Origin of the sequence: Caballeronia sp. AZ1_KS37 (genome assembly GCF_023631165.1) — a bacterium.
GTDB lineage: Bacteria > Pseudomonadota > Gammaproteobacteria > Burkholderiales > Burkholderiaceae > Caballeronia > Caballeronia zhejiangensis.
On the sequence record NZ_JALQDP010000001.1, the window covers coordinates 509,016 to 535,756 of the forward strand.

The window sequence follows — 26,741 nt, forward strand, 5'->3', positions numbered from 1 at the left end:
AGACACGCATCCGATGCGGAAATCCCGCATGAACCATCAGACCGTGCCGCCGACCGTCATCTTCTCGATACGCAACGTCGGCTGACCGACGCCCACCGGCACGCTCTGTCCTTCCTTGCCGCAGACGCCGACGCCGCTATCCAGCGACATGTCGTTGCCGATCATCGTCACGTACTTGAGCGACTCAGGCCCGCTGCCGATCAGCGTTGCGCCCTTCACCGGATACGTGATCTTGCCGTTCTCGATCATGTACGCCTCGGACGCCGAGAACACGAACTTGCCGTTGGTGATATCGACCTGACCGCCGCCGAAGTTCACCGCATACAGGCCGTTCTTCACCGACGCCAGAATCTCCTGCGGATCCTTGTCGCCGTTGAGCATGTACGTGTTGGTCATGCGCGGCATCGGCAGCGCGGCGTACGATTCGCGGCGCGCGTTGCCCGTCACCGGCATCTTCATCAGGCGCGCGTTCAGCGAATCCTGAATGTAGCCCTTGAGAATGCCGTCTTCGATCAGCGTCGTGCACTGCGTCGGATTGCCTTCGTCGTCGATATTGAGCGAGCCGCGCCGATTCGGCAGCGTGCCGTCATCGACGACGGTGACGCCCTTCGCCGCGACCTGCTCGCCGATGCGTCCCGCGAACGCCGACGAGCCCTTGCGGTTGAAATCGCCCTCCAGGCCGTGTCCGACCGCCTCGTGCAGCAACACGCCGGGCCAGCCCGGCCCGAGCACGACGGTCATCGCGCCGGCCGGAGCAGGGCGCGCTTCGAGATTGACGAGCGCGGCATGCACGGCATCGTCGACGTACTTCTGGAGGATCGCGTCGGTGAAATAGCCGTAGTCGAAACGTCCGCCGCCGCCGCCGGTGCCGATTTCGCGCCGGCCGTTCTGCTCGGCGATCACCGTCACGGAGACGCGCACGAGCGGGCGCACATCCGCCGCGAGCGCGCCGTCGCTGCGCGCGACCAGCACGACATCGTATTCGCCGGCCATGCCGGCCATCACTTGCGTAATGCGCGGATCTTTCGCCCGCGCCATTTGCTCGACGCGTTCCAGCAATTTCACCTTGGCGGTGGCGTCGAGCGAATGCAGCGGATCGGCGGCGAGATAAAGATCGCGGCCCGACACGCCCGTAAGCGTGCTCGCCGGCTTGATCTTGTGCTTGCCGCCGCCCGCCTTGGCGATCGCGCGCGTGGCGATCGCGGCCTGACGGATGGATTCGGGCGAGAGGTCATCGGAATACGCGAACGCGGTGCGCTCGCCCGACACGGCGCGCACGCCGACGCCCTGATCGATGCTGAAACTGCCCGATTTGACGATGCCTTCTTCGAGACTCCACGCTTCGCTGCGCGTGGACTGGAAATAGAGATCCGCGTAATCGACGCGATGCGTGAAGATTTCCGCCAGCGTGCGGGTGATCAGGCCTTCGTCGAGGCCGTAGGGCGTGAGCAAAACGTCCTTCGCCGTGACCAGGTTACGAATGCCGGGTTCGATGATATTCATGCGGTGCCTATTGCGTGTTCTGTGACGAGTTCGATGATATTTGCAGACGATTTGCAGCCTATTCTACGTTCCGATTCGCTCACATCATGTGCGGGGAGAAACCCGCGTCTTCAAGTTCGCGCGCGCTTCAACGGAGCACGCGATGCCGGTAAGCCGGCAAACTCTGTCGCACGGCGGCGATGCGCTTCAGATCGATGCCGCCGATCACGACGCCCGGTCCTTCATCCTTCACATCGACGATTTCGCCCCACGGATCGATCAGCATGCTGTGACCCCACGTGCGCCGTCCGTTCTCGTGATTGCCGCCTTGCGCCGCCGCGAGCACATAACACTGATTCTCGACGGCGCGCGCCGTGAGCAGCGTCTGCCAGTGCGCGCGGCCGGTCGTGTAAGTGAACGCGGATGGCACGACCATCAGCGCGCAATCGCCGAGCTTTCGATACAACTCCGGAAAGCGCAGGTCGTAGCACACCGACAATCCCACGCGTCCGAACGGCGCGTCGAATGAGCGTCCTTCGTTCCCCGGAAAGATCGTGCGCGCTTCGTCGAACGATTCCTCGCCCTTTTCGAAATTGAACAGATGAATCTTGTCGTAGCGCGCGACCTGCTGTCCGCGCGGATCGAAGACGAGCGTCGTGTTCATCACGCGATCCGGTTCCGGCGACTGCAACGGCAACGTCCCGCCGATGATCCATACGCCGTGTTCGCGCGCCGCGTCGGAAAGGAACCGCTGGATCGGCCCGTCGCCCGGCGTTTCGCGGATCGCGAGCTTATCGGTGTCCTTGAAGCCCATGTAGCAGAAATATTCGGGCAGGAGCACCAGTTGCGCGCCGCTTCGCGCAGCCTGGGCGATAAGCCGTCCGGCGTCCGCGAGATTCCGGTCGCGATCCGGCGCGCTGACCATCTGCAGCGCGGCGACCTGAAACGGGGCCGCGCTTTCGCTCGATCTTTCGCTCATGTCTTGGGTGCGCTGTCTAAAAAGGGGACGAAAACCGCGCCGCCGAACGCCCGTTTTCAGCGGGCAGCGGCCGGAGCCACGGCGGCGGGGGGTGTTTCGATCTTACCCTGATCGCCAGTGAGCCGCTTAACGACGGGTTTGCTCCACGAGCCGGTGATCGAATAGTCGAGCGCGAACGCTTTCTGAATCGACGCCGACAGCGCGAGATCGGCGGCGAGCGCGCCGAGGCCGAGCAGCGGATTGATGACCGCCGCGCCCAGTGCGACCGCGCCGGCGCCGACGGTCGGAATCACCTTGACGTGGAGGTCTTGCGTCTGCTTCGGCATATCGACGATGCCCTGCATCTGCACGCGCGCCGGCGACGTGACCATCAGGAAGTCGTCCGTGCGGCTGATGCCATCGACGATCGTCGCGTTGCCGGTGATCTTCTCGAACGGCAGGCCCTTGCCGACGACATCCTCGAAATGCAGCGTCAACAGGCTCGCGAGACTGCGCAGGCTGAAGACGCCGAGCCACTTCGCCGAGCCCGGCGCACGCAGAATCTGCCCGTGACGCAGATCGACGGCGACGTTGCCATCGAGCGTGTTCACGTCGACGGCAGTCGGCCCGCCGTTCCACGCCGCGTGACCCGACACGGTTCCGCTGCCCGAACCGACCACGTGCGGCGCGCCGAAACGGTCGATCAACTGGCCGCCGTTCTTCACGTCGAGCTTGAAGTTGAGCGACGTGCGGCGCGGAGTGACGTCATCGGCCTGACTGCGCATCGCGTCCGGTTGCGCGGCGGCCTGCACGACGCCGCCCGGCAGCGTGCGCCACGTCGCGTTCGCGGTGAGCGTCGCGTCGGGGTTCGCGAGTTCGAGTTTGTCGAGCGTCCAGATCGGCTCATCGGCGATGACTTCGTTATGTGCGTCGACTTCGAGCCGGCCGAGGTCGTGGTCGCGCAACACGATCTCGTTCACGATGAGATCGATCGTCGGCATGTTGCGCGGCGGCTTCATCACGAGCTTGCCGGCGGCATCGTGCTCCTTCTTCTCCGGAATCACGATCTTCGCGAAGCGCGCCTGCAACGCGCCCGGGCTTTCCTTCTTCGCGCCGGGCGTCCACGAGACATCGCCCGACATCTGATTCGACGCGATGTTCGCTTGCCATGTGCGACCGGTCTCGCTTTCACTCGCGGCAATCGCGACGTTCTCCCAGCGCCGGTCGAGCAGATTGAGCGTCGTGAAATGGATGGCGGCGCGCGTTGGGATGAATTGCTTCACGTTCTCGCTCATCGGTGCGCGCGGCGCGTTCGCGTCGGCGGGCGAGTCGGCGGGCGAGTCAGGCATCGCGGCGCTGAGTTCGGCGAAAGTCTTGCGCCAGGCATCGGCATCGAATTCGTTCAGATCGGCGGTCGCGCTCACGCCTTCGGCCGGCAAATCCGCCGGCTTGTTCAGGCCGATCGCGCCGCGCACGACCTTCACGCGCGCGCGCATGTTCATCGGCTCGGCGACGTTCTGCGGATCGATCTTGACCTGAGCCTTGCCGATCTGCTGAAACACGTAATGCGCGGCCACCGGGCCGACGTTCAACTGCGCGTCATGCAGATCCGGCGCGCCGCCCGATGATGGCTGGAAGCTGAAGGTGAGCGGCATCGGCGCGCCTTTCGCCTTGCCGAACGGCGCGGGCAGATCGATGCCGAGTCCGGTCAGATCCGAACTCGCCTGCACGACCGGCAGCGCGTTCTTGGCGCCGTGAACGTGCATCTCGTAAGGCGCGGCGCCGTCGATGCGCTTCATGAAAGCCGCGACTTGCGGCGTCATCGGCTTGTTGAGGCGGCCCGCGGCATCCGCGCCGATGCGTCCGTTCACGTCGAACGCATAGCTGCCGTCCGCCTGCACGCCGCCCTTGGCGCGCACATCGCCGCCGAGCAATTGCGCCGAGAGGCCATTGAGCGTGACGGTTTTCGCGGCGAAATCGGCACGGCCGCGCAGATGCGAGAGCGGCGGCAGATTGGCGTACCTGACTTCGTTGTCGGCGAAGGTGAGCGAGCCTTTGTACTCCGGCTTGATCGGCGGCTGCGGCGCGGGCGGCCGATAGCGCGGAATGCCGAGCGTGAGCGCGAGATCCGCGTTGCCTTTTGCGTCGATCTTGCGGGTCGCGTGCTTCGCCATCAGGCCGAGCGAGCTGTCGTCGACGTACTTCAGCATGTCGGCGAGCGGGCCGCGCGCCTTGCCGTCGATCCACAGCTTGGTTTCGCGATTGCCCGTATCGTCGATGCGCCCGACGACCTTCGAGACCTTCACGCCACGATAATGCCCGCGGCCGATATCGAAGCCGAGCTTGTTCTGCGCGAGCGTGAACGTCCCGTCGATACCCTCGAACGCCGGCCAGAAGTTCGGCAGGCCGTTGGCCATCTTGCGCGGCGGGAAGGGCGTGGGATCGAACTTGCCGCCGGTGAACGGCGCCTCGATGCGGAAGATGCCCGCATCGGGAAATTTCGCGTACGGAAAGCGCGTGAGATCGCCGTGCACTTCGATCGTCCCGTTCTTCGCGACGCCCGCCTGCAGCGCATGGCCGAGATAGACGCGCACGCGCTCGTTGAGGCTCGTCGGCAGATAGCGCACGAGACTCGTCACTTTCAGATGCGAGACCTTCGCCTTCAGATCGAGATTGCCGCGCCCGTGGCCCTGATTCCAGTAGTCCGCGGTGGCCTCGCCTTCGGCATCCGCGTTCTTCACGCGCAGCGTCTCCAGATGCAGCGTGAACGCGCGGCGCAGTTCGCCGGGCGCGATCGCATCGGCGACGGTCCAGCGCGCGCGGCCTTGCAGCGAATCGAAGACGAGGCGCGGATCGTCGAACGCGCCGGGAACGGTGACGGCGACGTTCTTCGTGTCGATCGTGATGTGGCCGCCTTTCTCGTTCGCGTCGACGCTGCCCCACAGATTCTCGACGCCCGGAATGCCCGCGCGCGGATGGTTGTTGATCGTGAGCCCGGGCGGCGGCTCCTGCGCCTGCACGCTCAGGCCGTTGAGATCGCCCTTGAACGCGTAGTGCAGAAGCGGCGCGTCGCCTTTCTTGCGCTGCTGCTGCGCTTCTTCCTCGGTCTTCGGCGCGGCGCGCTCGGTGTAGATCGTGTAATCGGACACCTGGCCGCGCGGATTGAAGCGCACGAGCTCGTTGAGGATCTTCGCCGGCAGCGGCAGCGCACGCGCGAATTCCGCGAGGATGCCGATATCGACGCTATCGCCCGTCAGCCGCAGCAATTGCCCCTTGCCGACCGAAGGCAGCCGGTACGTGGCCGTCAGCGCGCGCGACACGAGCAGACGCGCGACCGGCGTGCCGTCGTCGAGCGGCAACTGGCCGAACTCCGCGTGCAGGTCGCGCAGATCGAGCGTGTACGCGTTGTCGCTTTTGTCGATGTTCCAGTTGAAGCTGGCGATCGGAAGATCGAGGCGCGGCTGCGTCGGGCGCGTGCGCAGCGCGACGTTCGCGCCGGTCAGGTCGCCGGTCGCGTTCTGCAATTGGCCGCCCGCGAAGTTCAGCCAGATCTGGTTGTTGATGCGGCCGCTGTACATCTGGAACGGCAGCTTCACGTAGCGCGCGAGCGTCGGCAGATCGACGGGACCGGTCGAAACGTAGAGACGGCCGGTCCAGTTCGCGGGCGCGCCCATCGCCGAGAAGGGTTGATGACGGAAGTCCGCGCGGAAATCGAGCGGGCCGTGCAGCACGTCGCCATCGGCGGGCGCCTTGAGCGCAAGCCGATGACGCGCGCCGTCGTTGACGATCGCGAGGTGCAGGCGCTTGAACGCGATCTCGGGCGCGGCGCGCTGCGCGTCGCGCCAGCGCAGCGTGCCATCGCGCAGAAGAATGCGGTCCTGGCCGAGCAGCCAGGTCGTGAATGCGTTCGAACCGGTGCGATGCGTGGGAATCGGCACGCCCGCGACAGTAACCGCGCCATCGGCGTTGCGCGCGATGATGACATCGGGTCCGTCGACGGTCAGATCGGCGAGCTTGGGCCGCAGATGCAGCAGCGATCCCCACGCGATGCTCGCGCTCGCGTGCGGCACGGCGAGGCCCGGCGAGCCATCGGCGGCGTCGATGCGCAGGTTGTCGATATCGATCGTCGGCGAGAGCCCGGACCATCGCGCGGAAATCCTGCCGATGCGCAACTGGGCGTGAATCTGCGATGAGACGAGTTGCTCGATCCGCGGCCGGAACGAATCGACCTGCGGCATGACGATATAGCGCAGGCCGACATACACGCCCGCCACCGCGAAATACGCGATGGCCGCAATGACGAGAAGGAATTTGAAGACGCGCGCAAGCACGCGCTCGGCGTTGCCGCTGGGCCTGGCTTGTCCAACTTCGGTCGGGTCGACGGATCGTCTGCTGTCGGACATGCTGCTGCTGTTCGGCGATATGGTAGTTTTGCGTGTTTGACGCTGAAATGTAACACGGGCATTGCGGCGACGGCCGCTGCCTGCGCACTCGTGGAGGCTCGCTGAGCCGCGCCCGGCAAGACTTGCGGCGCGGTGTTATACCGCGATGCCTTTCCGGAAGCAATGAGCGAACCTAACCTTTCATGACCGACGCAACTCTTCTCAGTTCCGATTATTCCAACTATGCGGCGCGCGCGTACTCGGCGCGTCCCGAACTGGCGTCGAATGTCGCGCAATGGGCGCAGACGCGCATCACGCGTGGGTGGATCGAAGCGCGGCTGGACGCGCACTGCACGCCTTGCACCGAAAGCGGCGTGCTCGATGAAGCCGCGCTCAAGACCGCGTTGCGCCGCTTGCGGACCGAAGTCTTCTGCACGGTGATGGAGCGCGATCTCGCGGGCACCGCCGATGTCGCCGAAGTCACCGGCGCGATGACCGATCTCGCCGAAGTCACGGTGCAGCGCGCGCTGGCGGTGCTGTCGGCCGATCTCGAAGCGCTCTTCGGCGAGCCGCGCGGACCGGACGGCGAGCGGCTCACGCTCGGCGTCGTCGGCATGGGCAAGCTGGGCGGGCGCGAGCTGAACGCATCGTCGGATATCGATCTGATCTTCGTCTACGAAGAGGACGGCGAAACCTCGGGCGGCACGCGCTCGGCACTCCCGACGCAGGAATTCTTCACACGGCTCGGCCGGCGGCTGATCGGCGCGCTCGCGGAAATGACGCAAGACGGCTACGTCTTTCGCGTCGACATGCGGCTGCGTCCCAACGGCGACTCCGGCCCGCTCGTGTGCAGTCTCGGCATGCTCGAAGAGTATTTCTACGTGCAGGGCCGCGAATGGGAGCGCTACGCGTGGATCAAGGGCCGGCTCATCTCGGAGACGAAGAGCGATTCGGCGAAGCGTCTCGCGAAGCAGCTCGAAGCCATCGCGACGCCCTTCATCTACCGGCGCTATCTCGATTACGGCGTGATCGCCGCGATCCGCTCGCTGCATCAGCAGATTCGGCAGGAAGCGCGGCGGCGCGCGTCGATGCGCCCCGACAAGGCCGACGACATCAAGCTCGGACGCGGCGGCATTCGTGAGATCGAATTCAGCGCGCAAGTATTTCAGTTGATTCGAGGCGGACAGGCAGCGGATTTCCGCATTCGTCCGACGCTCGCGGTGCTCGAACGCGCCGCTGCGCATGGCCTGCTCGCGCCGCAGGTGTGCAAGGCGCTGTCCGACGCTTATCTCTTTTTGCGCACGGTCGAGCACCGGCTGCAATACCGCAACGATGCACAGACGCACGCGATGCCCGTCGCCGACGACGAGCGCGCGTTGCTCGCGAAATCGCTCGGCTTCGCGGACTACGCCGCGCTGATGGAAACACTCGACGCGCATCGCGAGCTCGTCGAGCAGCAGTTCGACGCGATCTTCGCCGACAAGGTGAGCGGGCAGGGCGGCTGCGGCGTCGCGGAGGATTCGGTGGCGTCGTGGATCTGGAGCGGCGCGCTCGCCGACGATTCCGCGCAGGAAGAGCTCGCCGCGCGCCTCATGGAACTCGGCTTCGCGGACCCGGCGCCGGTGCTCGCACGTCTGACGGGCGTGTGGAATTCGGCGCGTTACGCCGGCTTGCCGTCGCAGAGCCGCGAACGCTTCGATATCGTCGCTCAACGCTCGATAGAAGCCGTGCAGTCGATCGATGCGCCGCGCCGCGCCGACACCATCATGCGGCTTTTCGATCTGCTCGAAGCGACGGCCAAGCGCGGCGCGTATCTCGCGCTGCTGACCGAATATCCGGCGGCGCTCGCGCGCGTGCTCTCGGTGCTGTCGGGGTCGCGCTGGGCGGCGGGCTATCTGATCCGCCATCCGCAATTGCTCGATGAATTGCTCGACGACGAAGCCATCGCCAGCCCGTTCGACTGGGCCGCGTTCAAACGCTCGCTGATCGCACGGCTCGATGCCGCCGAGGACGCGGAACATCAAATGGATCTGCTGCGTCACGCGCATCAGGCCGAAGTATTTCGCATTCTGCTGATCGATCTCGCCGGGCATCTGAGCGTCGAGCACGTGAGCGACCGTCTCTCCGAACTCGCCGACGCCGTGCTCGACGTCACCGTGCAGACCGTGTGGAAGCAGTTCCCGAAGCGGCATCGCGAGACGCCGCGCTTTGCGGTCATCGCGTACGGAAAGCTCGGCGGCAAGGAACTGGGCTACGCGTCGGACCTCGACCTCATCTTTCTGTACGACGATCCCGACGACGCGGCCTCCGACATCTACGCGATGTTCACGCGCCGCCTCATTACGTGGCTCACGTCGGCGACGGGCGCGGGCACGCTCTTCGACGTCGACTTGCGTCTGCGGCCGAATGGCGAATCGGGCCTGCTCGTGACCGACCTCGCATCGTTTCGCCGCTATCAGATTCGCGAGGGCGACGCGGCGAACACGGCGTGGGTCTGGGAGCATCAGGCGCTTTCGCGCGCACGCTACAGCGCGGGCGATGCCGAAATCGGCGCGGAGTTCGAGCAGATTCGCGCCGACGTGCTCGTCATGGAACGCGACGCGGCCGCGCTTGCGCGCGAGATCGTGTCGATGCGCCAGCGCGTCGCCGATGGCCATCCGAATCGCAGCGACCTGTTCGATCTGAAGCACGATCGCGGCGGCATGGTCGATATCGAGTTCATCGTTCAGTACTGGGTGTTGCTGCACGCGCGCGAGCATCGCGAGTTTCTGCGCAACGCGGGGAATATCACGCTGTTGAAGATCGCCGCGAAAAGCGGATTGATCGCCGAAGCAGAAGCCGATGCGATCGGCGCGGCGTATCGCCATTACCGCAAGCTGCAGCACACGCTGCGGCTCGACGGTATGGAAAAGGCGCGCGTCGATCCGGCCACGGTTCAGACCGAACGCGACGCGGTGACGGCGCTGTGGGACCGCGTGTTCGCAGTGGCGTCGGCGGGCTGACGCGGATGCTTAAGCCGCCAGCATTTCCTTCGCGTGCTTGCGGGTGGTCGCGGTGATTTCGAGACCGCCGAGCATGCGCGCGACTTCTTCCACGCGTTTTGCGCGATCGAGTTGCTTTACCGTGCTCACCGTGCCGCCCGCATCGTCCGACGATTTCGCGACCTGGAAATGCTGATCGCCACGCGCGGCCACTTGCGGCAAGTGCGTGACGCACAGCACCTGACGGTCGCGGCCGAGCTGATGCAACAGACGCCCGACCACTTCCGCGACGCCGCCGCCGATGCCCGTGTCCACTTCGTCGAAGATGAGCGTGGGCGTCGGACTCGCCGTGCTCGCGATGACGGCGAGCGCAAGACTGATGCGCGCCAGTTCGCCGCCCGACGCGACTTTCGCGAGCGGCCGCAGCGCGACGCCCGCGTGTCCCGCGACGCGGAATTCGATCTGCTCCAGCCCGTTCGCGCCGCCTTCGGCGAGCGGCACGAGCGCGACCTCGAAGCTGCCGCCTGCCATCGACAGCTCCTGCATGCCTTCCGTGACCGCTTTCGACAGATTTTTCGCGGCCTTCGCGCGCGCCTTGGACAGCACCTTGGCTTGCGCGAGATATTCGCTCTTCGCTTTCTCGGCGGCGGCGTTGAGCGCATCGAGATCGGCGGCGGCATCGAGTTCGGCGAGCTGGCGGCGGCGCGCGTCGTGTTCTTCCGGCAGCGTTTCGGGTTGAAGGCGGAACTTGCGCGCGGTCGAGTGCAGTTGCTCCATGCGTCTTTCGACTTGCGCGAGCCGGTCAGGATCGAGCTCCAGCCGCTGCGCATAGTGCGATAGCGAATACGACGCTTCCTGCAACTGGATTTCCGCCGGTTCGAGCGACGCGAGCACGTCGTTCAACGCGGGATCGATATCGGACAGGCCGCGCAGCTTCGAGATGATAGCGCCGAGCTGCGAGATCATCGCTTCGTCGGATTCGGAGAGCGCGCCGAGCGCACCCTGCACGCCGTCGATGAGACTCGCCGAATGCGACAGCCGATGATGCTCCGCGCTCACTTCTTCCCATTCGCCGGGCTGCGGCGCGAGCTTGTCGAACTCGCTCAGTTGCCACGCGAGACGCTCGCGTTCCAGTTGCAGCTCGCGGTCGCGATTCTGGGCGGTCTCGACGGCTTGCTGCGCGTCGCGCATCGCGCGCCAGGCACGATTCACCGCGCCGGCCGTGTCGAGCAACTGCGCGTGCGTGTCGAAGAGTTCGCGTTGCGCGTCCGGTCGCATCAACAATTGATGCGCGTGCTGGCCGTGGATATCGACGAGCATTTCGCCGACTTCGCGCAACTGCGCGAGCGTCGCGGGCGTGCCATTGATGAACGCTCGCGAGCGGCCGCCCGAATCGATCACCCGCCGCAGCATGACCGAATCGGCATCCTGCGTGAGCGCGTGTTCGTCCAGCCAGCGCACGACGAGCGGATGCGTCGAAAATTCGGCGGTGATGTCGGCGCGCGCCTGACCGGCGCGCACGACGCTCGCGTCGCCGCGCGCGCCGAGCGTTAGCGCGAGGGCGTCGATGAGGATCGACTTGCCCGCGCCGGTTTCACCCGAAAAGACCGTGAAGCCTGGATCGAAATCGATATCCAGCGTGGCGACGATGACGAAATCTCGAATGGAAAGATGACGGAGCATGGACGCTTCGGGGAAGGAAGTTCTGGCAGATCAGAGAGCGGACGAATCCTGCGACGGATGCTCGTTCCAGTGCAGCTTCTTGCGCAGCGTGGCGTACGTGCTGTAGCCGACCGGATGCAGCACCGGCACCGTATGCTTCGAGCGCCGCACTTCAATCGCGTCGTTCAGTTCGACGGCGGTGAACGACTGCATGTCGAAGTTCACGTTGACGTCGCGACCGCCGATGATCTGAATGGTCACTTTCGAATCGTCGGGCAGCACGATCGGCCGGTTCGACAGCGAATGCGGCGCGATCGGCACGAGCACGAAGCCCTGCAATTGCGGATGCAGGATCGGCCCCGCCGACGACAGCGCGTAGGCGGTCGAGCCGGTCGGCGTCGCGACGATCAGTCCGTCGGAACGCTGGTTGTACATGAAGTGGCCGTCCACCGACACGCGCAGCTCCGCCATGCCGGAGAAGCCGCTGCGATTCACCACGACGTCGTTGAACGCGAGCGCGTGGTAGATCGGCTTGTCGTTGCGCACGATGCGCGCTTCGAGCAGGCTGCGTTCCTCGCGCTCGAACTGGCCGGCGAGCATTTGCGGGACGATTTCCTGCATCGCCTTGAGCGGAATGTCGGTGATGAAGCCGAGCCGGCCATGATTCACGCCGATGAGCGGTGTTTTATACGGCGCGAGCTGCCGTCCGATGCCGAGCATCGTGCCGTCGCCGCCGAGCACGATTGCAACGTCCGCGCGCGCGCCCATCTCCGCGATGGAGAGCGCCGGGAACTCCGTCACGCCGACGTCCTTCGCGGTGCCCGCCTCGAAGACGACCTCGAAGCCCTGGCTCCTGAGGAGATCGGCGAGCGATCTCAGCGGCGCCTCGATGCCCGGCGTGTTGGTGCGCCCCACGAGGGCGACGGTCTTGAATTGGCCAATTTCCATGCCGGCATTACACCATAGTCAGAGAGCGAAAAGAACCGTGGGCGATGGCCGCCGGGCGCGCCGCGACGAGACCGTGCGGCATGACGCGGGCAGGCTCGCCGTTTGTCGCTAGAATGGAGCGGACGTTGAATGCCGACCACCCGGCGCGGCTCGCCGCTATCCGACACGTTGAGCTAAAATTTCCCCATGCTAGACCCACGTGCACAAACCCTCCTCAAAACGTTGATCGAGCGCTACATCGCCGAAGGTCAGCCGGTCGGTTCGCGCACGTTATCACGTCATTCCGGCCTCGAACTGAGCCCCGCGACCATCCGCAACGTCATGTCGGATCTCGAAGACCTCGGGCTGGTCGCGAGCCCGCATACGTCGGCGGGACGCATTCCCACGCCGCGCGGCTACCGGCTCTTCGTCGACACGATGCTGACTGTAGAAGCACCGCAAGACGAGGCCATGACCACCGCGGTCAAGACTCGCCTGCAAGGCGAGGAGCCGCAGAAGATCGTCGCGGCGGCGGCGAGCGTGCTGTCCAATCTGTCTTCGTTCGCGGGCGTCGTGCTCACGCCGCGCCGGAGCCACATGTTCAAGCAGATCGAGTTCATGCGGCTGTCGGACAAGCGCATTCTGCTCATCATCGTGACGCCCGAAGGCGACGTGCAGAACCGCATGATGGCCACGCAACGCGACTATTCGCCTTCGCAACTCGTAGAAGCCTCCAATTACATCAACGCGCATTTCGCGGGCCTGTCCTTCGACGAAGTACGCCGCCGTTTGCGCGAGGAAATCGACCAGTTGCGCGGCGACATGACCGCGCTCATGCAGGCGGCCGTGGTCGCGAGCACCGCCGAGACGGACCCCACTGACACCGTGCTGATTTCCGGCGAGCGCAACCTGCTCGAAGTGGCGGACCTTTCGTCCGACATGGCGCGGCTGCGCAAGCTTTTCGATTTGTTCGACCAAAAGACGAGCCTCCTGCAATTGCTGGATGTATCGAGTCACGCGCAAGGCGTGCAGATTTTCATCGGCGGAGAAAGCAATCTCGTGCCGATCGAGGAAATGAGCGTCGTGACGGCGCCATACGAGGTCAACGGGAAGATCGTCGGCACGCTCGGCGTGATCGGCCCGACGCGCATGGCGTACAACCGCGTGATTCCGATCGTCGATATCACCGCGCGTTTGCTGTCGATGTCGCTCAGTCATCAGTGACGCCATCTTGGCGCGCCGCGAAAGAGCGCGCCACTAGGCCGTTCGGCCAATGATGCGTCCGGAAACGCGCCGCTATAATGGTCCTCAACTTTTCCGACGACCATCTTCAGGCTCGCTTCCCTTATGCGTTTCGACCTCGAGTTGCCCTCGCAGCCCAGCGCTTCGCATCGCGTCGCGGTGCTGCTGATCAATCTCGGCACGCCGGACGCGCCCACGCCGCGGGCGGTGCGCAAGTATCTGGCGCAATTCCTGTCCGATCCGCGCGTCGTCGAAATTCCGTCATTCGTGTGGCAATTCATTCTGCGCGGCCTGATCCTGCCGTTTCGCGGGCGCGCATCGGCGAAGAAGTACGCGCAAGTGTGGATGCCCGAAGGCTCGCCGCTGCGCGTGCATACGGAAAAGCAGGTCGACGGCTTGCGGCGGCTCTTCGCGGCGAACGACTATCACGTCATCGTCGACTATGCGATGCGCTACGGCACGCCGGGCATCGGCGCGATGCTCAATCAGCTGAAGCTCGAAGGCGCCGACCGCATTCTCCTGTTGCCGATGTATCCGCAATACTCGTCGTCCACGACGGCCACCGCGTTCGACGACGCGTTCGCCGCGCTCAAGCGCGTGCGCAATCAGCCGGAAATCCGCACGATCCGCCATTACGCCGATCATCCGGCGTATATCGCGGCGCTCGCGGAGCAGGTGCGCGACTATTGGCGGCATCACGGCCAGCCGGATTTCGCCGCGGGCGACAAGCTTGTGCTGAGCTTCCACGGCGTGCCGAAGCGCACGATGGATCTCGGCGATCCGTATCACGACCAGTGCCAGCTGACCGGTTCGTTGCTCATGGCCGCGCTCGGGCTTACGCCGGTCGAATGCCGCGTGACGTTCCAGTCGCGCTTTGGGCGGGCGGAGTGGCTTCAGCCGTACACCGCGCCGACGGTCGCGGAGCTCGGCGCGGGCGGCGTTTCTCGTGTGGACGTGTTCTGTCCCGGCTTCACGGCGGATTGTCTCGAGACGATCGAGGAAATCGGCATCGAGGTGCGCGACGAATTTCTGAAGGCGGGCGGCAAGCATTTTCACCGGATTGCCTGCCTGAACTCAGCGCCCGCGTGGATCAAGGCACTGGGCGAGATCGCCGCGCAACATCTTCAGGGATGGCCCGTGCAGACTGTGCAGCCGCTCAGCGCAGTGGCCTGAGCGCGGCTTTTTCAGGCATTCACCCATGAACTACAAGATTTCGACGGAACCTGGCGCGCGTTTGCGCATCGATAAGTGGCTTTGGGCAGCGCGTTTCTTCAAGACGCGTTCGCTCGCGAGCGATGCGGTCGAGAAAGGCCGCGTGAAGATCGGCGGGGCGAATGTGAAGCCGTCTAAGGACGTGCGCGTCGGCGATATCGTCGAGATCGATATCGAACGGCTGGTGTGGCAGGTCGAAGTGCTCGGGATATGCGATGTGCGCGGCCCGGCGCCGGTCGCCCAGACGCTCTATGCCGAAACCGGGGAAGGCCGTGCGAAACGCATGGCCGAGGCCGAGCGCCGCAAGAATTTCCGCGAGCCCGCAGCGGAACTGCAGGGAAGGCCGACGAAGCGCGACCGGCGCACTATCGACAAATTTTCTCGTTCGGATTGAAGTAGCTTTCGATGGTCGCGTGAACGCCGCCGTACTCGGTGGTACGTTCGGTCACGACGCCGGACATGCAGATGGTGGTCGTTCCCGCGACGAGTACCAGGGCGACCACCGCGATAGCAAAGGTCAGTTTCATGGTATCCCCGGGAAGCGGGTTGCCCGGTCAGAAGGCGGCCGGATCAGGAAACGGGCAAGGGCTGAAAGCGGTTTGAAGCAATTCGTAGGATTAGGGTTAACGTGCGTCCTGCGCTGCTTTTTTGAAGTGTAGGCGACTCAGGGCTTTCCCTCAATCCGAAAATCGCGCGCCGCGGCGAAGTCTGTATTACGAGCCATTGCGGCGCCACCTTGCTGTCGAGATTTGTCCGAAAAACCGTTTCGAAGGCTTGAAAAAGCTTTCGGCGCCCTCATTTCGGCCGTTAGTGCGAAAAATGCGTCCGACTTTCGGTCTGGCCGCTTTCGCAGCCGATTCAACTCACTGCAATACATATTCAGCGACATGGAAAACACGCAAGAGAATCCAGCGAGCCAGAACGCAACGCCCGCCGACGATAACGCGCGCCAGTCCGCCGACCCGACCAGCGCGGCGGCTCCCGCGTCCCAAGGCGCACCGGCTGATGCCGCCGCCGCGCCGCAAGCCGCGCCGAATGAGGCCGAAGCTGCGCTCGCCGAAGCGCAGGCCACCATCGCCGCGCTCAAGGAAGACTTCCTGCGCGCGAAGGCCGAAACCGAGAACGTGCGCCGCCGCAGTCAGGAAGATGTCGCGAAGGCGCATAAATTCGCCATCGAAAATTTTGCGGAGAACCTGCTTCCGGTGCTCGACAGCCTGGAAGCCGCGCTCGCCGACCAGTCGACGGATGTCGCCAAGGTTCGCGAAGGCGTCGAACTGACGCTGCGTCAACTGACGGGCGCGTTGGAGAAAGGCCGCGTGATCGCGGTGAACCCGGTCGGCGAAAAATTCGATCCGCATCGCCATCAGGCCATCTCGATGGTTCCGGCGGAACAAGACCCGAATACTGTCGTCACGGTGCTGCAGAAGGGCTACGTCATCGCCGACCGCGTGCTGCGTCCGGCGCTCGTGACCGTCGCCGCGCCGAAGTAATCGGTCTCGCGGCGTACGTGCCGGCCGTGTCGGTCGCCGCACAAAAAAACTTATAGACCGTATCGTTTGCAGGGTCTTGAAATCGAAACTGACGCTCTTATCTTGCGTACAGGTATGAATTTTGGGCGTTCGGCCCGGTAAATCGGCAAAAGCCGGCATCGAAAGGCCGGCCGCAACGCCACTGCGATCAAAGCTAGGAGAGGATAAAAAATGGGCAGAATCATCGGTATCGACCTCGGCACCACGAACTCGTGCGTGGCGCTGATGGAAGGCAATCAGGTCAAGGTCATCGAGAACTCGGAAGGCGCGCGCACCACGCCGTCGATCATCGCGTACATGGATGACAACGAGATCCTCGTCGGCGCGCCTGCGAAGCGCCAGTCGGTCACCAATCCGAAGAACACGCTGTACGCGGTCAAGCGCCTGATCGGCCGCCGCTTCGACGAGAAGGAAGTGCAGAAGGACATCAACCTGATGCCCTACAAGATCGTCAAGCACGACAACGGCGATGCATGGGTCGAAGCGCACGGCAAGAACCTCGCGCCGTCGCAGGTTTCGGCTGAAGTCCTGCGCAAGATGAAGAAGACCGCTGAAGACTACCTCGGCGAGCCGGTGACGGAAGCCGTCATCACGGTTCCGGCGTACTTCAACGACAGCCAGCGTCAGGCAACGAAGGACGCGGGCCGCATCGCCGGTCTGGAAGTGAAGCGCATCATCAACGAGCCGACCGCGGCCGCGCTCGCGTTCGGTCTCGACAAGGCCGAAAAGGGCGACCGCAAGATCGCCGTGTTCGACTTGGGCGGCGGCACGTTCGACATCTCGATCATCGAGATCGCGGACGTGGACGGCGAAATGCAGTTCGAAGTGCTGTCGACGAACGGCGATACGTTCCTCGGCGGTGAAGACTTCGACCAGCGCATCATCGATTACATCATCGGCGAGTTCAAGAAGGAGCAGGGCGTCGACCTGTCCAAGGACGTGCTCGCGCTGCAACGCCTGAAGGAAGCCGCTGAAAAGGCGAAGATCGAACTGTCGTCGACGGCTCAGACCGACATCAACCTGCCGTACATCACGGCGGACGCGTCCGGTCCGAAGCACCTGAACCTCAAGTTCACGCGTGCCAAGCTCGAAGCGCTCGTCGAAGAGCTGATCGAGCGCACGATCGAACCGTGCCGCATCGCGATCAAGGATGCGGGCGTGAAGGTCGGCGACATCGACGACGTGATTCTCGTCGGCGGCATGACGCGTATGCCGAAGGTGCAGGAGAAGGTGAAGGAATTCTTCGGCAAGGATCCGCGCCGTGACGTGAACCCGGACGAAGCCGTCGCCGTGGGCGCCGCGATTCAAGGCCAGGTTCTGTCGGGCGACCGCAAGGACGTGCTGCTGCTCGACGTGACGCCGCTGTCGCTCGGTATCGAGACGCTCGGCGGTGTGATGACGAAGATGATCAACAAGAACACGACCATCCCGACGAAGCACTCGCAAGTGTATTCGACGGCGGACGACAACCAGGGCGCCGTGACGATCAAGGTGTTCCAGGGCGAGCGCGAAATGGCCGTCGGCAACAAGCTGCTCGGCGAGTTCAACCTCGAAGGCATTCCGCCCGCACCGCGCGGCGTGCCGCAGATCGAAGTGACCTTCGACATCGACGCGAACGGCATTCTGCACGTTGGCGCGAAGGACAAGGCGACGGGCAAGGAAAACAAGATCACCATCAAGGCGAACTCGGGTCTGACGGACGCGGAAATCGACAAGATGGTGAAGGACGCCGAAGCCAACGCCGAGGAAGATCACAAGCTGCGTGAGCTGGCCGACGCGCGCAACCAGGGCGATGCGCTGGTTCACAGCACGAAGAAGGCGGTCGCGGAGTACGGTGACAAGGTCGACGCTTCGGAGAAGGAAAAGATCGAAGCGGCGCTGAAGGACCTCGAAGAGGCGCTGAAGAGCAGCTCGAGCGACAAGGCCACGATCGAAGCAAAGGTCGAGGCGCTGGCTCAGGCTTCGCAGAAGCTCGGCGAAAAGATGTACGCCGACATGCAGGCGCAGCAAGGCGCGGCGAGCGCGGCCGCGGGTGCGGCAGGCGCGGGCGCGTCGGCGGATGCGGGCGCGAGCCAGCATCACGATGACGTCGTCGACGCCGACTTCAAGGAAGTGAAGAAGGACTAACGCCGAATCGGGCGCGTGAGTGGCGACATTCACGCGCTTTTCGGTGGTATCACCGGGACGCGTTGGCGTCTGACGTGGAGCGCGCCTGGCGAGCCTTTCGGCTCTCCGGGCACGTTGTTTTTAGAGGCGCGTTGCTTCTGGCGAGGCGCAAAAAGTTTTACGCGCGGGTTGCGAGCGACATCCGCAGCATCTCGCAGCATCTGACAGGAACCGCGGCGCTCAAGCGCGGCGGCATCGAACCGACATGGCGAAACGGGATTACTACGACGTTCTGGGCGTCGCGAAAAATGCGAGCGACGACGAGATCAAGAAGGCGTATCGCAAGCTCGCGATGAAGTATCACCCTGACCGCAACCCGGACAACAAGAAGGCGGAAGAGAATTTCAAGGAGGCGAAGGAAGCCTACGAAATGCTCTCCGACCAGCAGAAGCGGGCCGCCTACGATCAGTACGGCCACGCGGGCGTGGATCCGAACATGGCGGGCGCGGGCGCGCAAGGTTTCGGCGGTTTCGCCGATGCCTTCGGCGATATCTTCGGCGACATCTTCGGACAGACGGCGGGTGGCGCCGGCGCGCGCGGCCGCAGCGGTCCGCAGGTGTATCGCGGCGCGGACTTGCGCTACAGCATGGAAATCACGCTGGAGCAGGCGGCGCACGGCTACGACACGCAGATTCGCGTGCCGAGCTGGGTGAACTGCAACGTCTGCCACGGCTCCGGTGCGAAGCCGGGCACGAAGCCCGAAACCTGCCCGACCTGTCATGGTCAGGGCCAGGTACGCATGTCGCAAGGGTTTTTCAGCATCCAGCAGACGTGCCCGAAGTGTCACGGCAGCGGCAGCTACATCCCCGATCCGTGCGCGAACTGCCACGGCGCGGGCAAGGTGAAGGAAACGAAGACGCTGGAAGTGAAGATTCCGGCGGGCATCGACGACGGAATGCGAATCCGCTCGGCGGGCAATGGCGAGCCGGGCATCAACGGTGGTCCGGCCGGCGACTTGTATGTGGAAATCCACATCAAGCAGCATTCGGTGTTCGAGCGTGACGGCGACGACCTGCATTGCCAGATGCCGATTCCGTTCACGACGGCGGCGCTCGGCGGCGAGATCGAAGTGCCGACGCTCGCGGGCCGCGCGAGCTTCACGGTGCCGGAAGGCACGCAGTCGGGCAAGACGTTCCGTTTGCGCGGCAAGGGCATCAAGGGCTTGCGTTCGAGCATCGCCGGCGATCTGTATGTGCATGTCCAGGTGGAAACGCCGGTCAAGCTCACCGACGCGCAGCGCGATTTGCTCAAGCAGTTCGAGAAGTCGCTCGTCGAGGGTGGCGCGCGGCATAGTCCGCAAAGCAAGAGCTGGTTCGACCGCGTGAAGAGCTTCTTCGATTGATGCGGTCGAGTGCGTCGTACGTCGGGCAGGTATGACGATGAAAACCGAAGAGCGCAGCGCGGTGTTCGCGCTGCTCGACGATTGCGATGCGACCGCCGAAAGGCGGTCGAGTCGTTTGTACACAGACTTCGTGCGCGAACGCGTGTGCGTGAACGCGCGCGATCTCGATGCCGTTTGCGCCGAAATCGAGCGCGATCTGCAGAGCGGCCTGCATGCGCTTGTCGTCGCGGATTACGAGTTCGGACGCAATCTCCAGTTCGGTGAAATCGGGCGTGGTGAAGATCACGCGCTTCGCGTGCTGATGTTTCGCTCGTGCGTGTTTCTGTCGCGTAAGGAAGTGAGCGCCTGGCTCGCCGATGACGACGTTGCAGGCGTCGCGGGCATTGCGCCGAGCGTCACCCGCGACGAGTTCGACAAGGCCATCGCCACGGTTCAGGAGGCGTTGAAGGAAGGCGAGTCGTATCAGATCAACTACACGTATCGGCTGAATTTCGATGTATTCGGCACGCCGCTCGCGCTGTATCGGCGATTGCGCGAGCGGCAAGCCGTGCATTTCGGCGCGTTCATCGCGTTGCCGGACGGCAGGTCGGTCGTGTCGTGCTCGCCGGAATTGTTCGTCGAGAAACATGGCGATCTGTTGCGCGCGCGGCCGATGAAAGGCACCGCGCCGCGGGATGCCGATCCCGAATCGCTGCGCCTCGACCCGAAGAATCGCGCCGAGAACGTGATGATCGTCGACTTGTTGCGCAACGACATGTCGCGCGTGGCGGTCACGGGTTCGGTCAACGTACCCGCGCTGTTCTCGGTCGAGCCGTACGCATCGGTGTGGCAGATGACGTCGACGATCGAAGCGCGCGTCATACCCGGCACGTCGTTCGCGGACATCGTGCGCGCGCTCTTTCCGTGCGGCTCGATTACCGGCGCGCCGAAGTATCGGACGATGCAACTGATCGACGAAATCGAGAGCACGCCGCGCGGGCTTTACACCGGCGCGATCGGCTGGCTCGATGCGAGCGGCGACTTCTGCATGTCGGTGGCGATTCGTACGCTCGTCATCGATGCGGCCGCGCGGCGCGGCGTGCTCGGCATCGGCGCGGGCATCGTGCTCGATAGTGTCGCCGCCGACGAATACGAGGAGTGTCTGTTGAAAGCGCGTTTTCTGACGGGCGCGGATCCCGGCTTCGAACTGTTCGAGACGACATACGCGACACGCGATGAAGGCGTGCGCCATTACGCGCGCCACGTCGCGCGGTTGAAGGCGAGCGCGGCGTATCTCGGTTTCACGTTCGACGAAGCTTCGTTGCACGAGCAGACCGCGCAACATATCGCGGACTTCGAAGGCCAGAAACCGTATCGAATGCGTATCGCGCTGGCCAAGAGCGGGCGCATCACGATGACGAGCGCGCCGCTTGCGCCGTTGCCATCGGATACGGTGAACGTGCTGCTCGCTTCGGAGCGCGGATTCGCGCCGCAAAGCTCGGCCGATCCGCTGCTCAGACACAAGACGACGCGTCGCGCGGATTACGATCGTGCGTGGAAAGCCGCCGAAGCCGAAGGCGCGTTCGACATGTTGTTCGTCAACGAGCGCGGCGAGTTGACCGAGGGCGGCCGCTCGAGCGTGTTCGTGAAGCTCGACGGCGAGTGGTTCACGCCGCCCATCGATGCCGGCGTGCTGCCGGGCGTGATGCGCGCGGTGTTGATGGAAGAACTCGGCGCGCGCGAACGCGCGCTTACGCCGAACGAACTCGACAACGCGCAGAGCCTGCTGATCAGCAACGCCCTGCGCGGCGCGGTCGAAGCGCGCCTCAAGCGTTAGCCAGAATCACCACTCGGCGACGCTGCCATCCGCGTGACGCCACACCGGATTGCGCCAGCGATGGCCGACCTTCGCCATTTCGCGCACTTTCTCCTCGTTCACCTCGATTCCCAAGCCCGGCCCTTGCGGAATCGACACCATCCCGTCTTCGTACTTGAAGACTTCCGGATTCCTGATGTAATCGAGCAGGTCATTGCCCTTGTTGTAGTGAATGCCGAGGCTCTGTTCCTGGATGAACGCGTTATAGCTGACCGCATCGATCTGCAGACAGGTTGCGAGCGCGATCGGACCGAGCGGGCAGTGCAGCGCGAGCGCGACATCGTAGGCTTCGGCCATCGTCGCGATCTTGCGGCATTCGGTGAGACCGCCCGCGTGCGACGCGTCCGGCTGAATGATGTCGACGTAACCGCCCGCCAGAATGTGCTTGAAATCCCAGCGCGAGTAGAGCCGCTCGCCGAGCGCGATCGGCGTGCTTGTCTGGTTGACGATATCGCGCAGCGCCTCGACGTTTTCCGAAAGCACCGGCTCTTCGATGAACATCAGCTTGAACGGATCGAGCTCCTTCGCGAGCACTTTCGCCATCGGCTTGTGCACGCGTCCGTGAAAGTCGACGCCGATGCCCACGTTCGGCCCGACCGCTTCGCGCACCGCTTGCACGTTGTCGATCACGCCCTGAACCTTGTCGAAGGTATCGATGATCTGCAGCTCTTCCGAGCCGTTCATCTTCACGGCCTTGAAGCCGCGCTCGACCACCGCCCGCGCGTTGTTCGCGACGTCGCTCGGACGGTCGCCGCCGATCCACGAATACACCTTGATCTTGTCGCGCACCTGGCCGCCGAGCAGCGCGTGCACCGGCACGCCGTGATGCTTGCCGAGAATGTCCCACAATGCCTGATCGACGCCCGCGATCGCGCTCATGCCGATCGGCCCGCCGCGATAGAAGCCCGCGCGGTACATGACCTGCCACAAGTCTTCGATATGGCGCGGGTCCTTGCCGACGAGATAGTCGGCGAGTTCATCGACGGCTGCGGCGACCGTATGCGCGCGGCCTTCCACAACCGGCTCGCCCCAGCCCGTGATGCCCTCGTCGGTTTCGATCTTGAGGAAGCACCAGCGCGGCGGAACGATGAAGGTCTCGAGTTTCGTGATTTTCATTGAGCGTCTCCTGAAGGGTTTTACATGGTAGCAAAAAGGCGATGTCTGGGCATATTAATAGTATTATTCGCGTAAAGATTAAGACTTACGAAACATCAGTCGAATGCCCGATAATCGTGCTCAAAATATGAAGGGAGACCATCATTTACCGCGATCTGCATGGCCGTGTGACGCATGAACTGGGCATGGCGATCCTGCGCGGCGACTTTGCGCCGGGTTCGCCATTGCCGCGCGAAGCGGAACTGATGGAGCGCTTTGGCGTGAGCCGCACGGTGTTGCGCGAGTCGTTGCGCACGCTGACATCGAAAGGATTGATCGAGTCGCGGCCGAAAGTCGGTACGCGCGTGCGCGCGCAAGACGCGTGGAATCTGCTCGATGCCGACATGCTCGACTGGTACTCGCGCGTCGCGCCGCCGCTGCAATTCGCACTCAAGCTTCAGGAAATGCGCGAGATGATCGAGCCGTACGCCGCCGCGCTCGCCGCCGACAACCACGAAGAACGCACGCGCGAACGACTCACGCGCGCGCATCAGGCGATGGCGGACGCGCAGAACGTCGATGAATGGGTGCGCGCCGATCTCGACTTCCATCTGGGCGTGCTCGCCGCGTGCAGCAACGAATTGCTGATTCCGCTCGGCGCGCTGATCGAGCGCACGCTCGAAGGCCAGTTGCGCCTGAACGCGAAGCGCGCCGACGTCTACAACGCGTCGCTCGCGGAACATACGGCGGTTTTCGAAGCGATCATCGCGCGCGATTCGAACGGCGCGCGCCGCGCGATGGCCGGTCTGCTTGGTGTGACACGCGGCCGGATTGAGGGCTAGAACGCGTTCAGCGGAATCTTCAGATAGGTCGTGCCGTTGCTCGCCGCGTCGGGAAAGTGGCCCGCGCGGATATTGACCTGAATGGCGGGCAAGATGAGCGTCGGCATGCCGAGCGTCGCGTCGCGCGCCTCGCGCATCGCGACGAACTCGTCCTCGGTCTTGCCGCCGCCGACGTGGATGTTCTTCTCACGCTGCTCGCGCACCGTGGCTTGCCATTGCGGAGCGCGCGTCTCCGGCGGATAGTCGTGACACACGAAAAGCCGCGTGTCGGGATCGAGCGCGAGCAGGCGCTGAATCGATCGATACATCGCGCGGGCGTCGCCGCCCGGGAAATCGCAGCGCGCGGTGCCCAGATCCGGCATGAAGAGCGTGTCGCCGACGAACACCGCATCGCCGACGCGATACGCCATGTCGGCGGGCGTATGTCCCGGCACGAAGAGCGCGGTTGCTTCGAGCGCGCCGATCATGAACCGCTCGCCGTCGGCGAACAGATGATCGAACTGCGAGCCGTCGAGCTGGAACTCGGGCTCGAGATCGAAGATCTTCTTGAACACGCCCTGCACCGTGCGTATCGACTCGCCAATTCCGATCTTCCCGCCGAGCGTGCGTTTCAGATACGGCGCCGCCGAGAGATGATCGGCGTGCGCGTGCGTCTCCAGAATCCATTCGACGGAAAGCCGCTGGTCCCGCACGAACGCGACGACCGCATCGGCGGATTTCGTCGATGTGCGGGCGGCTTTGGGATCGTAGTCGAGCACCGGATCGACGATAGCCGCGGCGGAGCCGGGCGCTTCGTAGACGACGTACGTCATCGTGCCGGTGTTGATGTCGAAGAAGGGCTGAATGATCGCTTGCACGTTGATTCCCCCGGTGCGTCACGCGATCCTGTGCTTTTGCGGCCCGGATGGATTGGGCGTGTTTGTCAGGATCGCGATACAGTGTAACCCTTTGCGCCGGGCATCGATGCGCCGGCCGTCGTCTTCGCGAAAGCTCCATCGAGAGGTTTGAATGCCGCACGTCCCGACCGCGCTCGCGTCGTCCTGGGGCGCGTGGGCCGTGTTCGTCAGCGTCCTCGCGACGCAGCTCGGCGTGCCGGTCCCCGCCGCGCCGATGCTCATTCTCGCCGGCACGCTCGTCGCCGCCGGCAACGTGCCGTTCTGGCAAATGCTGGTGGCCGCAGTGCTCGCGGTGCTCATCGCCGATTCCTTGTGGTTCACCGCGGGCCGTCTCTACGGCCGAACCTTTCTCAATTCGCTCGTGCGCTTCTCACTGTCGATCGATACCACGCTGCGCACCGCGCGCCGATGGTTCGAGCGCTTCGGCGTGCCGCTGCTCGCGCTGTCGAAGTTCGTGCCGGGGCTCGGGCTCGTGTCGGCGCCGCTGCTCGGCACCACGCAGATCGAAGTGCGCGTCTTCGTGTTGTGGGATCTGATCGGCGCGACGGCGTGGGCGAGCTTCTGGATGCTCGGCGGCGCGGCGCTCGAGGCGCAGATCGGCCGGCTCATCGAACTGGTGCGCGCGAACGGCACGACGCTGATCGACGTGCTCGTGATCATCGCGCTCGGCTTCGTGCTGTATCGATGGATCCGGCGCGAGCAGTTTCGTCAGTGGCTCGCGAAGTATCACATCACGCCCGATCAGCTCGACGCGATGATGCACTCCGACACGCCACCCGTGATCTACGACGCGCGTCCGGCGGACATTCGCCGTCGCGAGCCGTATCGCATCGCGGGCGCGATCGCGCTCGATCTCGATTCGCCGGATCGCGTCGATCAGTTGTATGCGGAGCACGAGGTCGTCGTGTATTGCGTGTGTCCGAACGAGGCGACGGCGAAGACCATCGCGCGTCAATTGCGGGCGAAGGGCTTCAGACACGTGCGGCCGCTGAAGGGCGGGCTCGATGCGTGGGAAAAGCACGGCTATCCGACCGAGCCGATTCCGCCCGAGCACTTGCGCGCGCCCGCCGATCACGACGACATCGATCACGATATGGTGACGATCCGCGCGACCGCGCCGGAATGAGCCGACCCTAGCTGCGGCGCGCCGGCCGGTTCACGAGCGCGATGCCCGCGAGGACCATCGCGGCGGCGACCATGAAGCGCGCGGTGAAATGCTCGCCGAGCAAGAGCACGCCGAAGGTGACGCCGAAGATCGGCGTGAGAAACGAGAACACGGAAAGCCGCGACGCCATGTAGCGCGTGAGCAGCCAGAACCACGTCAGATAGCTGATGAACGCGACGACGATCGCCTGATACGCGAGACTCGCGATCGCTATGGGCGACACGGCTTCGACGTGCGTCTGCCCGATGCCCGCCGCGAGCACGAGCAGCAGAACCGCCGATACCGCCAGCTGATAGAACAGCGTCTTGCTCGCACTCGCATGGGAGAGCGCGGACGCGCGCACGACGACCGTCGTCGCGGCCCAGAAGATGCCGGCCATGATGCCGAGCGCATCGCCAGCGATGCCTTGCAACGTCGATGCGCTATTCGGATTGCCGTGCAGAAAGCCGTCCGCGAACGCGAGCGCGATGCCGCAGAACGCGAGCACGATGCCGCTCCACTGCGTGCGCGAAAGCCGCTCGCCCGCGACGAACCAGTGCAGCCCGAGCGCGGTGAAACAGGGCGCGGTGTAGAGAAACACGGCCATGCGTGTGGCCGTCGTGAGACTCAGGCCGAAGAAGATGCAGACGAATTCGCCGCCGAACAGCACGCCCGCGAGCAGTCCGGCGGGCAGCGTGTCGTCGCGCTGAAAGAGCGGCACGCCGCGCGTGCGCGTCCAGACCCATACGAGCAATGTCGCGATCAGCGAGCGGATGCCGGCCTGCAGCATCGGCGGAATCGAGGCGTTGGCTTCCTTGATCGCGACTTGCTGGAATCCCCACGCGCCGCAGAGGGCGATCATCACGATGACGGCGGTGGCGTCGGGGGCGCGGCGCAGGGAGAGGGATGGCGAGCTCATCGGCTGTCGGTTAAGCGTGCACTGATCTGGAGCGTCGATTGTGCCAGCGAACCGCTGCGATGAACGAAAGGTCGGGACGAGCCCGTGGAGATTGCGCGCCGCGACGA

The 26,741-nt window shown here is 64.3% G+C and carries 19 protein-coding genes; 10 read left to right on the top strand and 9 right to left on the bottom strand.

The window, feature by feature from the left end:
- Nucleotides 1-36: 36 nt before the first annotated feature.
- The 3 genes from tldD to NCS00_RS02460 all read right to left on the bottom strand — a co-directional run bounded on the left by tldD (nucleotide 37) and on the right by NCS00_RS02460 (nucleotide 6,843).
- Nucleotides 37-1,503 (bottom strand): metalloprotease TldD, encoded by a 1,467-nt coding sequence (gene tldD / locus NCS00_RS02450; protein ID WP_008351481.1) that lies wholly within the window; start codon nucleotides 1,501-1,503, stop codon nucleotides 37-39.
- A gap of 127 nt (nucleotides 1,504-1,630) precedes the next feature.
- A complete protein-coding gene (locus NCS00_RS02455) occupies nucleotides 1,631-2,461 on the bottom strand; it encodes a carbon-nitrogen hydrolase family protein (protein ID WP_250438993.1) in 831 nt (276 codons plus the stop codon).
- A gap of 56 nt (nucleotides 2,462-2,517) precedes the next feature.
- Entirely contained in the window at nucleotides 2,518-6,843 is a 4,326-nt protein-coding gene (locus NCS00_RS02460) for a YhdP family phospholipid transporter (RefSeq protein WP_250438995.1), read from the bottom strand.
- Between the two features lie 182 nt (nucleotides 6,844-7,025).
- Here NCS00_RS02460 and glnE point away from each other — a divergent pair, with 182 nt between their 5' ends.
- Nucleotides 7,026-9,824: a bifunctional [glutamate--ammonia ligase]-adenylyl-L-tyrosine phosphorylase/[glutamate--ammonia-ligase] adenylyltransferase gene (gene glnE / locus NCS00_RS02465; RefSeq protein ID WP_034470659.1), complete on the top strand. Its 2,799-nt coding sequence runs from the start codon at nucleotides 7,026-7,028 to the stop codon at nucleotides 9,822-9,824.
- A gap of 9 nt (nucleotides 9,825-9,833) precedes the next feature.
- Here the strand turns inward: glnE and recN are convergent, their stop codons facing one another.
- Nucleotides 9,834-11,486 carry a DNA repair protein RecN gene (recN, locus tag NCS00_RS02470; protein WP_034470661.1) on the bottom strand — a complete coding sequence of 551 codons (1,653 nt, stop codon included), beginning with the start codon at nucleotides 11,484-11,486 and terminating at the stop codon, nucleotides 9,834-9,836.
- 30 nt (nucleotides 11,487-11,516) lie between these two features.
- A complete protein-coding gene (locus NCS00_RS02475) occupies nucleotides 11,517-12,413 on the bottom strand; it encodes an NAD kinase (protein WP_008351476.1) in 897 nt (298 codons plus the stop codon).
- A gap of 186 nt (nucleotides 12,414-12,599) precedes the next feature.
- Between NCS00_RS02475 and hrcA the strand changes: the two genes are divergently transcribed.
- The 3 genes from hrcA (at nucleotide 12,600) to NCS00_RS02490 (ending at nucleotide 15,240) form a co-directional block, all read left to right on the top strand.
- Nucleotides 12,600-13,616 (top strand): heat-inducible transcriptional repressor HrcA, encoded by a 1,017-nt coding sequence (hrcA, locus tag NCS00_RS02480; protein ID WP_008351475.1) that lies wholly within the window; start codon nucleotides 12,600-12,602, stop codon nucleotides 13,614-13,616.
- Nucleotides 13,617-13,739: 123 nt separating this feature from the next.
- Nucleotides 13,740-14,807 carry a ferrochelatase gene (gene hemH / locus NCS00_RS02485; RefSeq protein WP_008351474.1) on the top strand — a complete coding sequence of 356 codons (1,068 nt, stop codon included), beginning with the start codon at nucleotides 13,740-13,742 and terminating at the stop codon, nucleotides 14,805-14,807.
- A 25-nt stretch (nucleotides 14,808-14,832) separates the two neighbouring features.
- The gene (locus NCS00_RS02490) at nucleotides 14,833-15,240 is read left to right on the top strand and encodes an RNA-binding S4 domain-containing protein (protein ID WP_008351473.1); all 408 of its coding nucleotides are present in this window, start codon (nucleotides 14,833-14,835) and stop codon (nucleotides 15,238-15,240) included.
- On the opposite strand, the gene NCS00_RS02495 is transcribed toward NCS00_RS02490, so the two are convergent.
- On the bottom strand, nucleotides 15,212-15,373 hold the full coding sequence (locus NCS00_RS02495) for a hypothetical protein (protein WP_008351472.1): 162 nt from the start codon (nucleotides 15,371-15,373) through the stop codon (nucleotides 15,212-15,214). The two genes, NCS00_RS02490 and NCS00_RS02495, sit on opposite strands and share 29 nt — an antisense overlap.
- A gap of 360 nt (nucleotides 15,374-15,733) precedes the next feature.
- Here NCS00_RS02495 and grpE point away from each other — a divergent pair, with 360 nt between their 5' ends.
- The 4 genes from grpE (at nucleotide 15,734) to pabB (ending at nucleotide 21,699) form a co-directional block, all read left to right on the top strand.
- The gene (gene grpE / locus NCS00_RS02500; protein WP_008351471.1) at nucleotides 15,734-16,336 is read left to right on the top strand and encodes a nucleotide exchange factor GrpE; all 603 of its coding nucleotides are present in this window, start codon (nucleotides 15,734-15,736) and stop codon (nucleotides 16,334-16,336) included.
- 210 nt (nucleotides 16,337-16,546) lie between these two features.
- Nucleotides 16,547-18,502, top strand: coding sequence for a molecular chaperone DnaK (dnaK, locus tag NCS00_RS02505; protein ID WP_008351469.1), 1,956 nt, complete (start codon nucleotides 16,547-16,549; stop codon nucleotides 18,500-18,502).
- A gap of 244 nt (nucleotides 18,503-18,746) precedes the next feature.
- Complete coding sequence (gene dnaJ / locus NCS00_RS02510; RefSeq protein WP_008351467.1) at nucleotides 18,747-19,883, top strand: molecular chaperone DnaJ; 1,137 nt, start codon at nucleotides 18,747-18,749, stop codon at nucleotides 19,881-19,883.
- A gap of 37 nt (nucleotides 19,884-19,920) precedes the next feature.
- Nucleotides 19,921-21,699: an aminodeoxychorismate synthase component I gene (pabB, locus tag NCS00_RS02515; RefSeq protein ID WP_034470802.1), complete on the top strand. Its 1,779-nt coding sequence runs from the start codon at nucleotides 19,921-19,923 to the stop codon at nucleotides 21,697-21,699.
- Between the two features lie 6 nt (nucleotides 21,700-21,705).
- Here pabB and dgoD read toward each other — a convergent pair whose 3' ends face one another.
- Nucleotides 21,706-22,854, bottom strand: a complete 1,149-nt coding sequence (dgoD, locus tag NCS00_RS02520) for a galactonate dehydratase (protein WP_008351463.1) — start codon at nucleotides 22,852-22,854, stop codon at nucleotides 21,706-21,708.
- Between the two features lie 140 nt (nucleotides 22,855-22,994).
- Here dgoD and NCS00_RS02525 point away from each other — a divergent pair, with 140 nt between their 5' ends.
- On the top strand, nucleotides 22,995-23,675 hold the full coding sequence (locus tag NCS00_RS02525) for a FadR/GntR family transcriptional regulator (protein ID WP_033536533.1): 681 nt from the start codon (nucleotides 22,995-22,997) through the stop codon (nucleotides 23,673-23,675).
- Here NCS00_RS02525 and NCS00_RS02530 read toward each other — a convergent pair.
- Nucleotides 23,672-24,532 carry an MBL fold metallo-hydrolase gene (locus tag NCS00_RS02530; RefSeq protein WP_034470664.1) on the bottom strand — a complete coding sequence of 287 codons (861 nt, stop codon included), beginning with the start codon at nucleotides 24,530-24,532 and terminating at the stop codon, nucleotides 23,672-23,674. The two genes, NCS00_RS02525 and NCS00_RS02530, sit on opposite strands and share 4 nt — an antisense overlap.
- Before the next feature lie 151 nt (nucleotides 24,533-24,683).
- Here NCS00_RS02530 and NCS00_RS02535 point away from each other — a divergent pair, with 151 nt between their 5' ends.
- On the top strand, nucleotides 24,684-25,697 hold the full coding sequence (locus tag NCS00_RS02535; protein ID WP_008351458.1) for a DedA family protein/thiosulfate sulfurtransferase GlpE: 1,014 nt from the start codon (nucleotides 24,684-24,686) through the stop codon (nucleotides 25,695-25,697).
- 7 nt (nucleotides 25,698-25,704) lie between these two features.
- Here the strand turns inward: NCS00_RS02535 and NCS00_RS02540 are convergent, their stop codons facing one another.
- The gene (locus tag NCS00_RS02540) at nucleotides 25,705-26,634 is read right to left on the bottom strand and encodes a DMT family transporter (RefSeq protein WP_008351457.1); all 930 of its coding nucleotides are present in this window, start codon (nucleotides 26,632-26,634) and stop codon (nucleotides 25,705-25,707) included.
- Nucleotides 26,635-26,741: the final 107 nt, after the last annotated feature.

Excerpts from the sequence above, each read along its gene's own strand:
- hemH (WP_008351474.1), top strand. The coding sequence starts at position 13,740 with ATGCGTTTCGACCTCGAGTTGCCCTCGCAGCCCAGCGCTTCGCATCGC.
- grpE (WP_008351471.1), top strand. The coding sequence starts at position 15,734 with ATGGAAAACACGCAAGAGAATCCAGCGAGCCAGAACGCAACGCCCGCC.
- dnaJ (WP_008351467.1), top strand. The coding sequence starts at position 18,747 with ATGGCGAAACGGGATTACTACGACGTTCTGGGCGTCGCGAAAAATGCG.
- glnE (WP_034470659.1), top strand. The coding sequence starts at position 7,026 with ATGACCGACGCAACTCTTCTCAGTTCCGATTATTCCAACTATGCGGCG.
- NCS00_RS02490 (WP_008351473.1), top strand. The coding sequence starts at position 14,833 with ATGAACTACAAGATTTCGACGGAACCTGGCGCGCGTTTGCGCATCGAT.
- NCS00_RS02455 (WP_250438993.1), bottom strand. The coding sequence starts at position 2,461 with ATGAGCGAAAGATCGAGCGAAAGCGCGGCCCCGTTTCAGGTCGCCGCG.
- NCS00_RS02540 (WP_008351457.1), bottom strand. The coding sequence starts at position 26,634 with ATGAGCTCGCCATCCCTCTCCCTGCGCCGCGCCCCCGACGCCACCGCC.
- hrcA (WP_008351475.1), top strand. The coding sequence starts at position 12,600 with ATGCTAGACCCACGTGCACAAACCCTCCTCAAAACGTTGATCGAGCGC.
- NCS00_RS02475 (WP_008351476.1), bottom strand. The coding sequence starts at position 12,413 with ATGGAAATTGGCCAATTCAAGACCGTCGCCCTCGTGGGGCGCACCAAC.
- dgoD (WP_008351463.1), bottom strand. The coding sequence starts at position 22,854 with ATGAAAATCACGAAACTCGAGACCTTCATCGTTCCGCCGCGCTGGTGC.
- pabB (WP_034470802.1), top strand. The coding sequence starts at position 19,921 with ATGAAAACCGAAGAGCGCAGCGCGGTGTTCGCGCTGCTCGACGATTGC.
- dnaK (WP_008351469.1), top strand. The coding sequence starts at position 16,547 with ATGGGCAGAATCATCGGTATCGACCTCGGCACCACGAACTCGTGCGTG.
- tldD (WP_008351481.1), bottom strand. The coding sequence starts at position 1,503 with ATGAATATCATCGAACCCGGCATTCGTAACCTGGTCACGGCGAAGGAC.
- NCS00_RS02535 (WP_008351458.1), top strand. The coding sequence starts at position 24,684 with ATGCCGCACGTCCCGACCGCGCTCGCGTCGTCCTGGGGCGCGTGGGCC.
- recN (WP_034470661.1), bottom strand. The coding sequence starts at position 11,486 with ATGCTCCGTCATCTTTCCATTCGAGATTTCGTCATCGTCGCCACGCTG.
- NCS00_RS02495 (WP_008351472.1), bottom strand. The coding sequence starts at position 15,373 with ATGAAACTGACCTTTGCTATCGCGGTGGTCGCCCTGGTACTCGTCGCG.
- NCS00_RS02460 (WP_250438995.1), bottom strand. The coding sequence starts at position 6,843 with ATGTCCGACAGCAGACGATCCGTCGACCCGACCGAAGTTGGACAAGCC.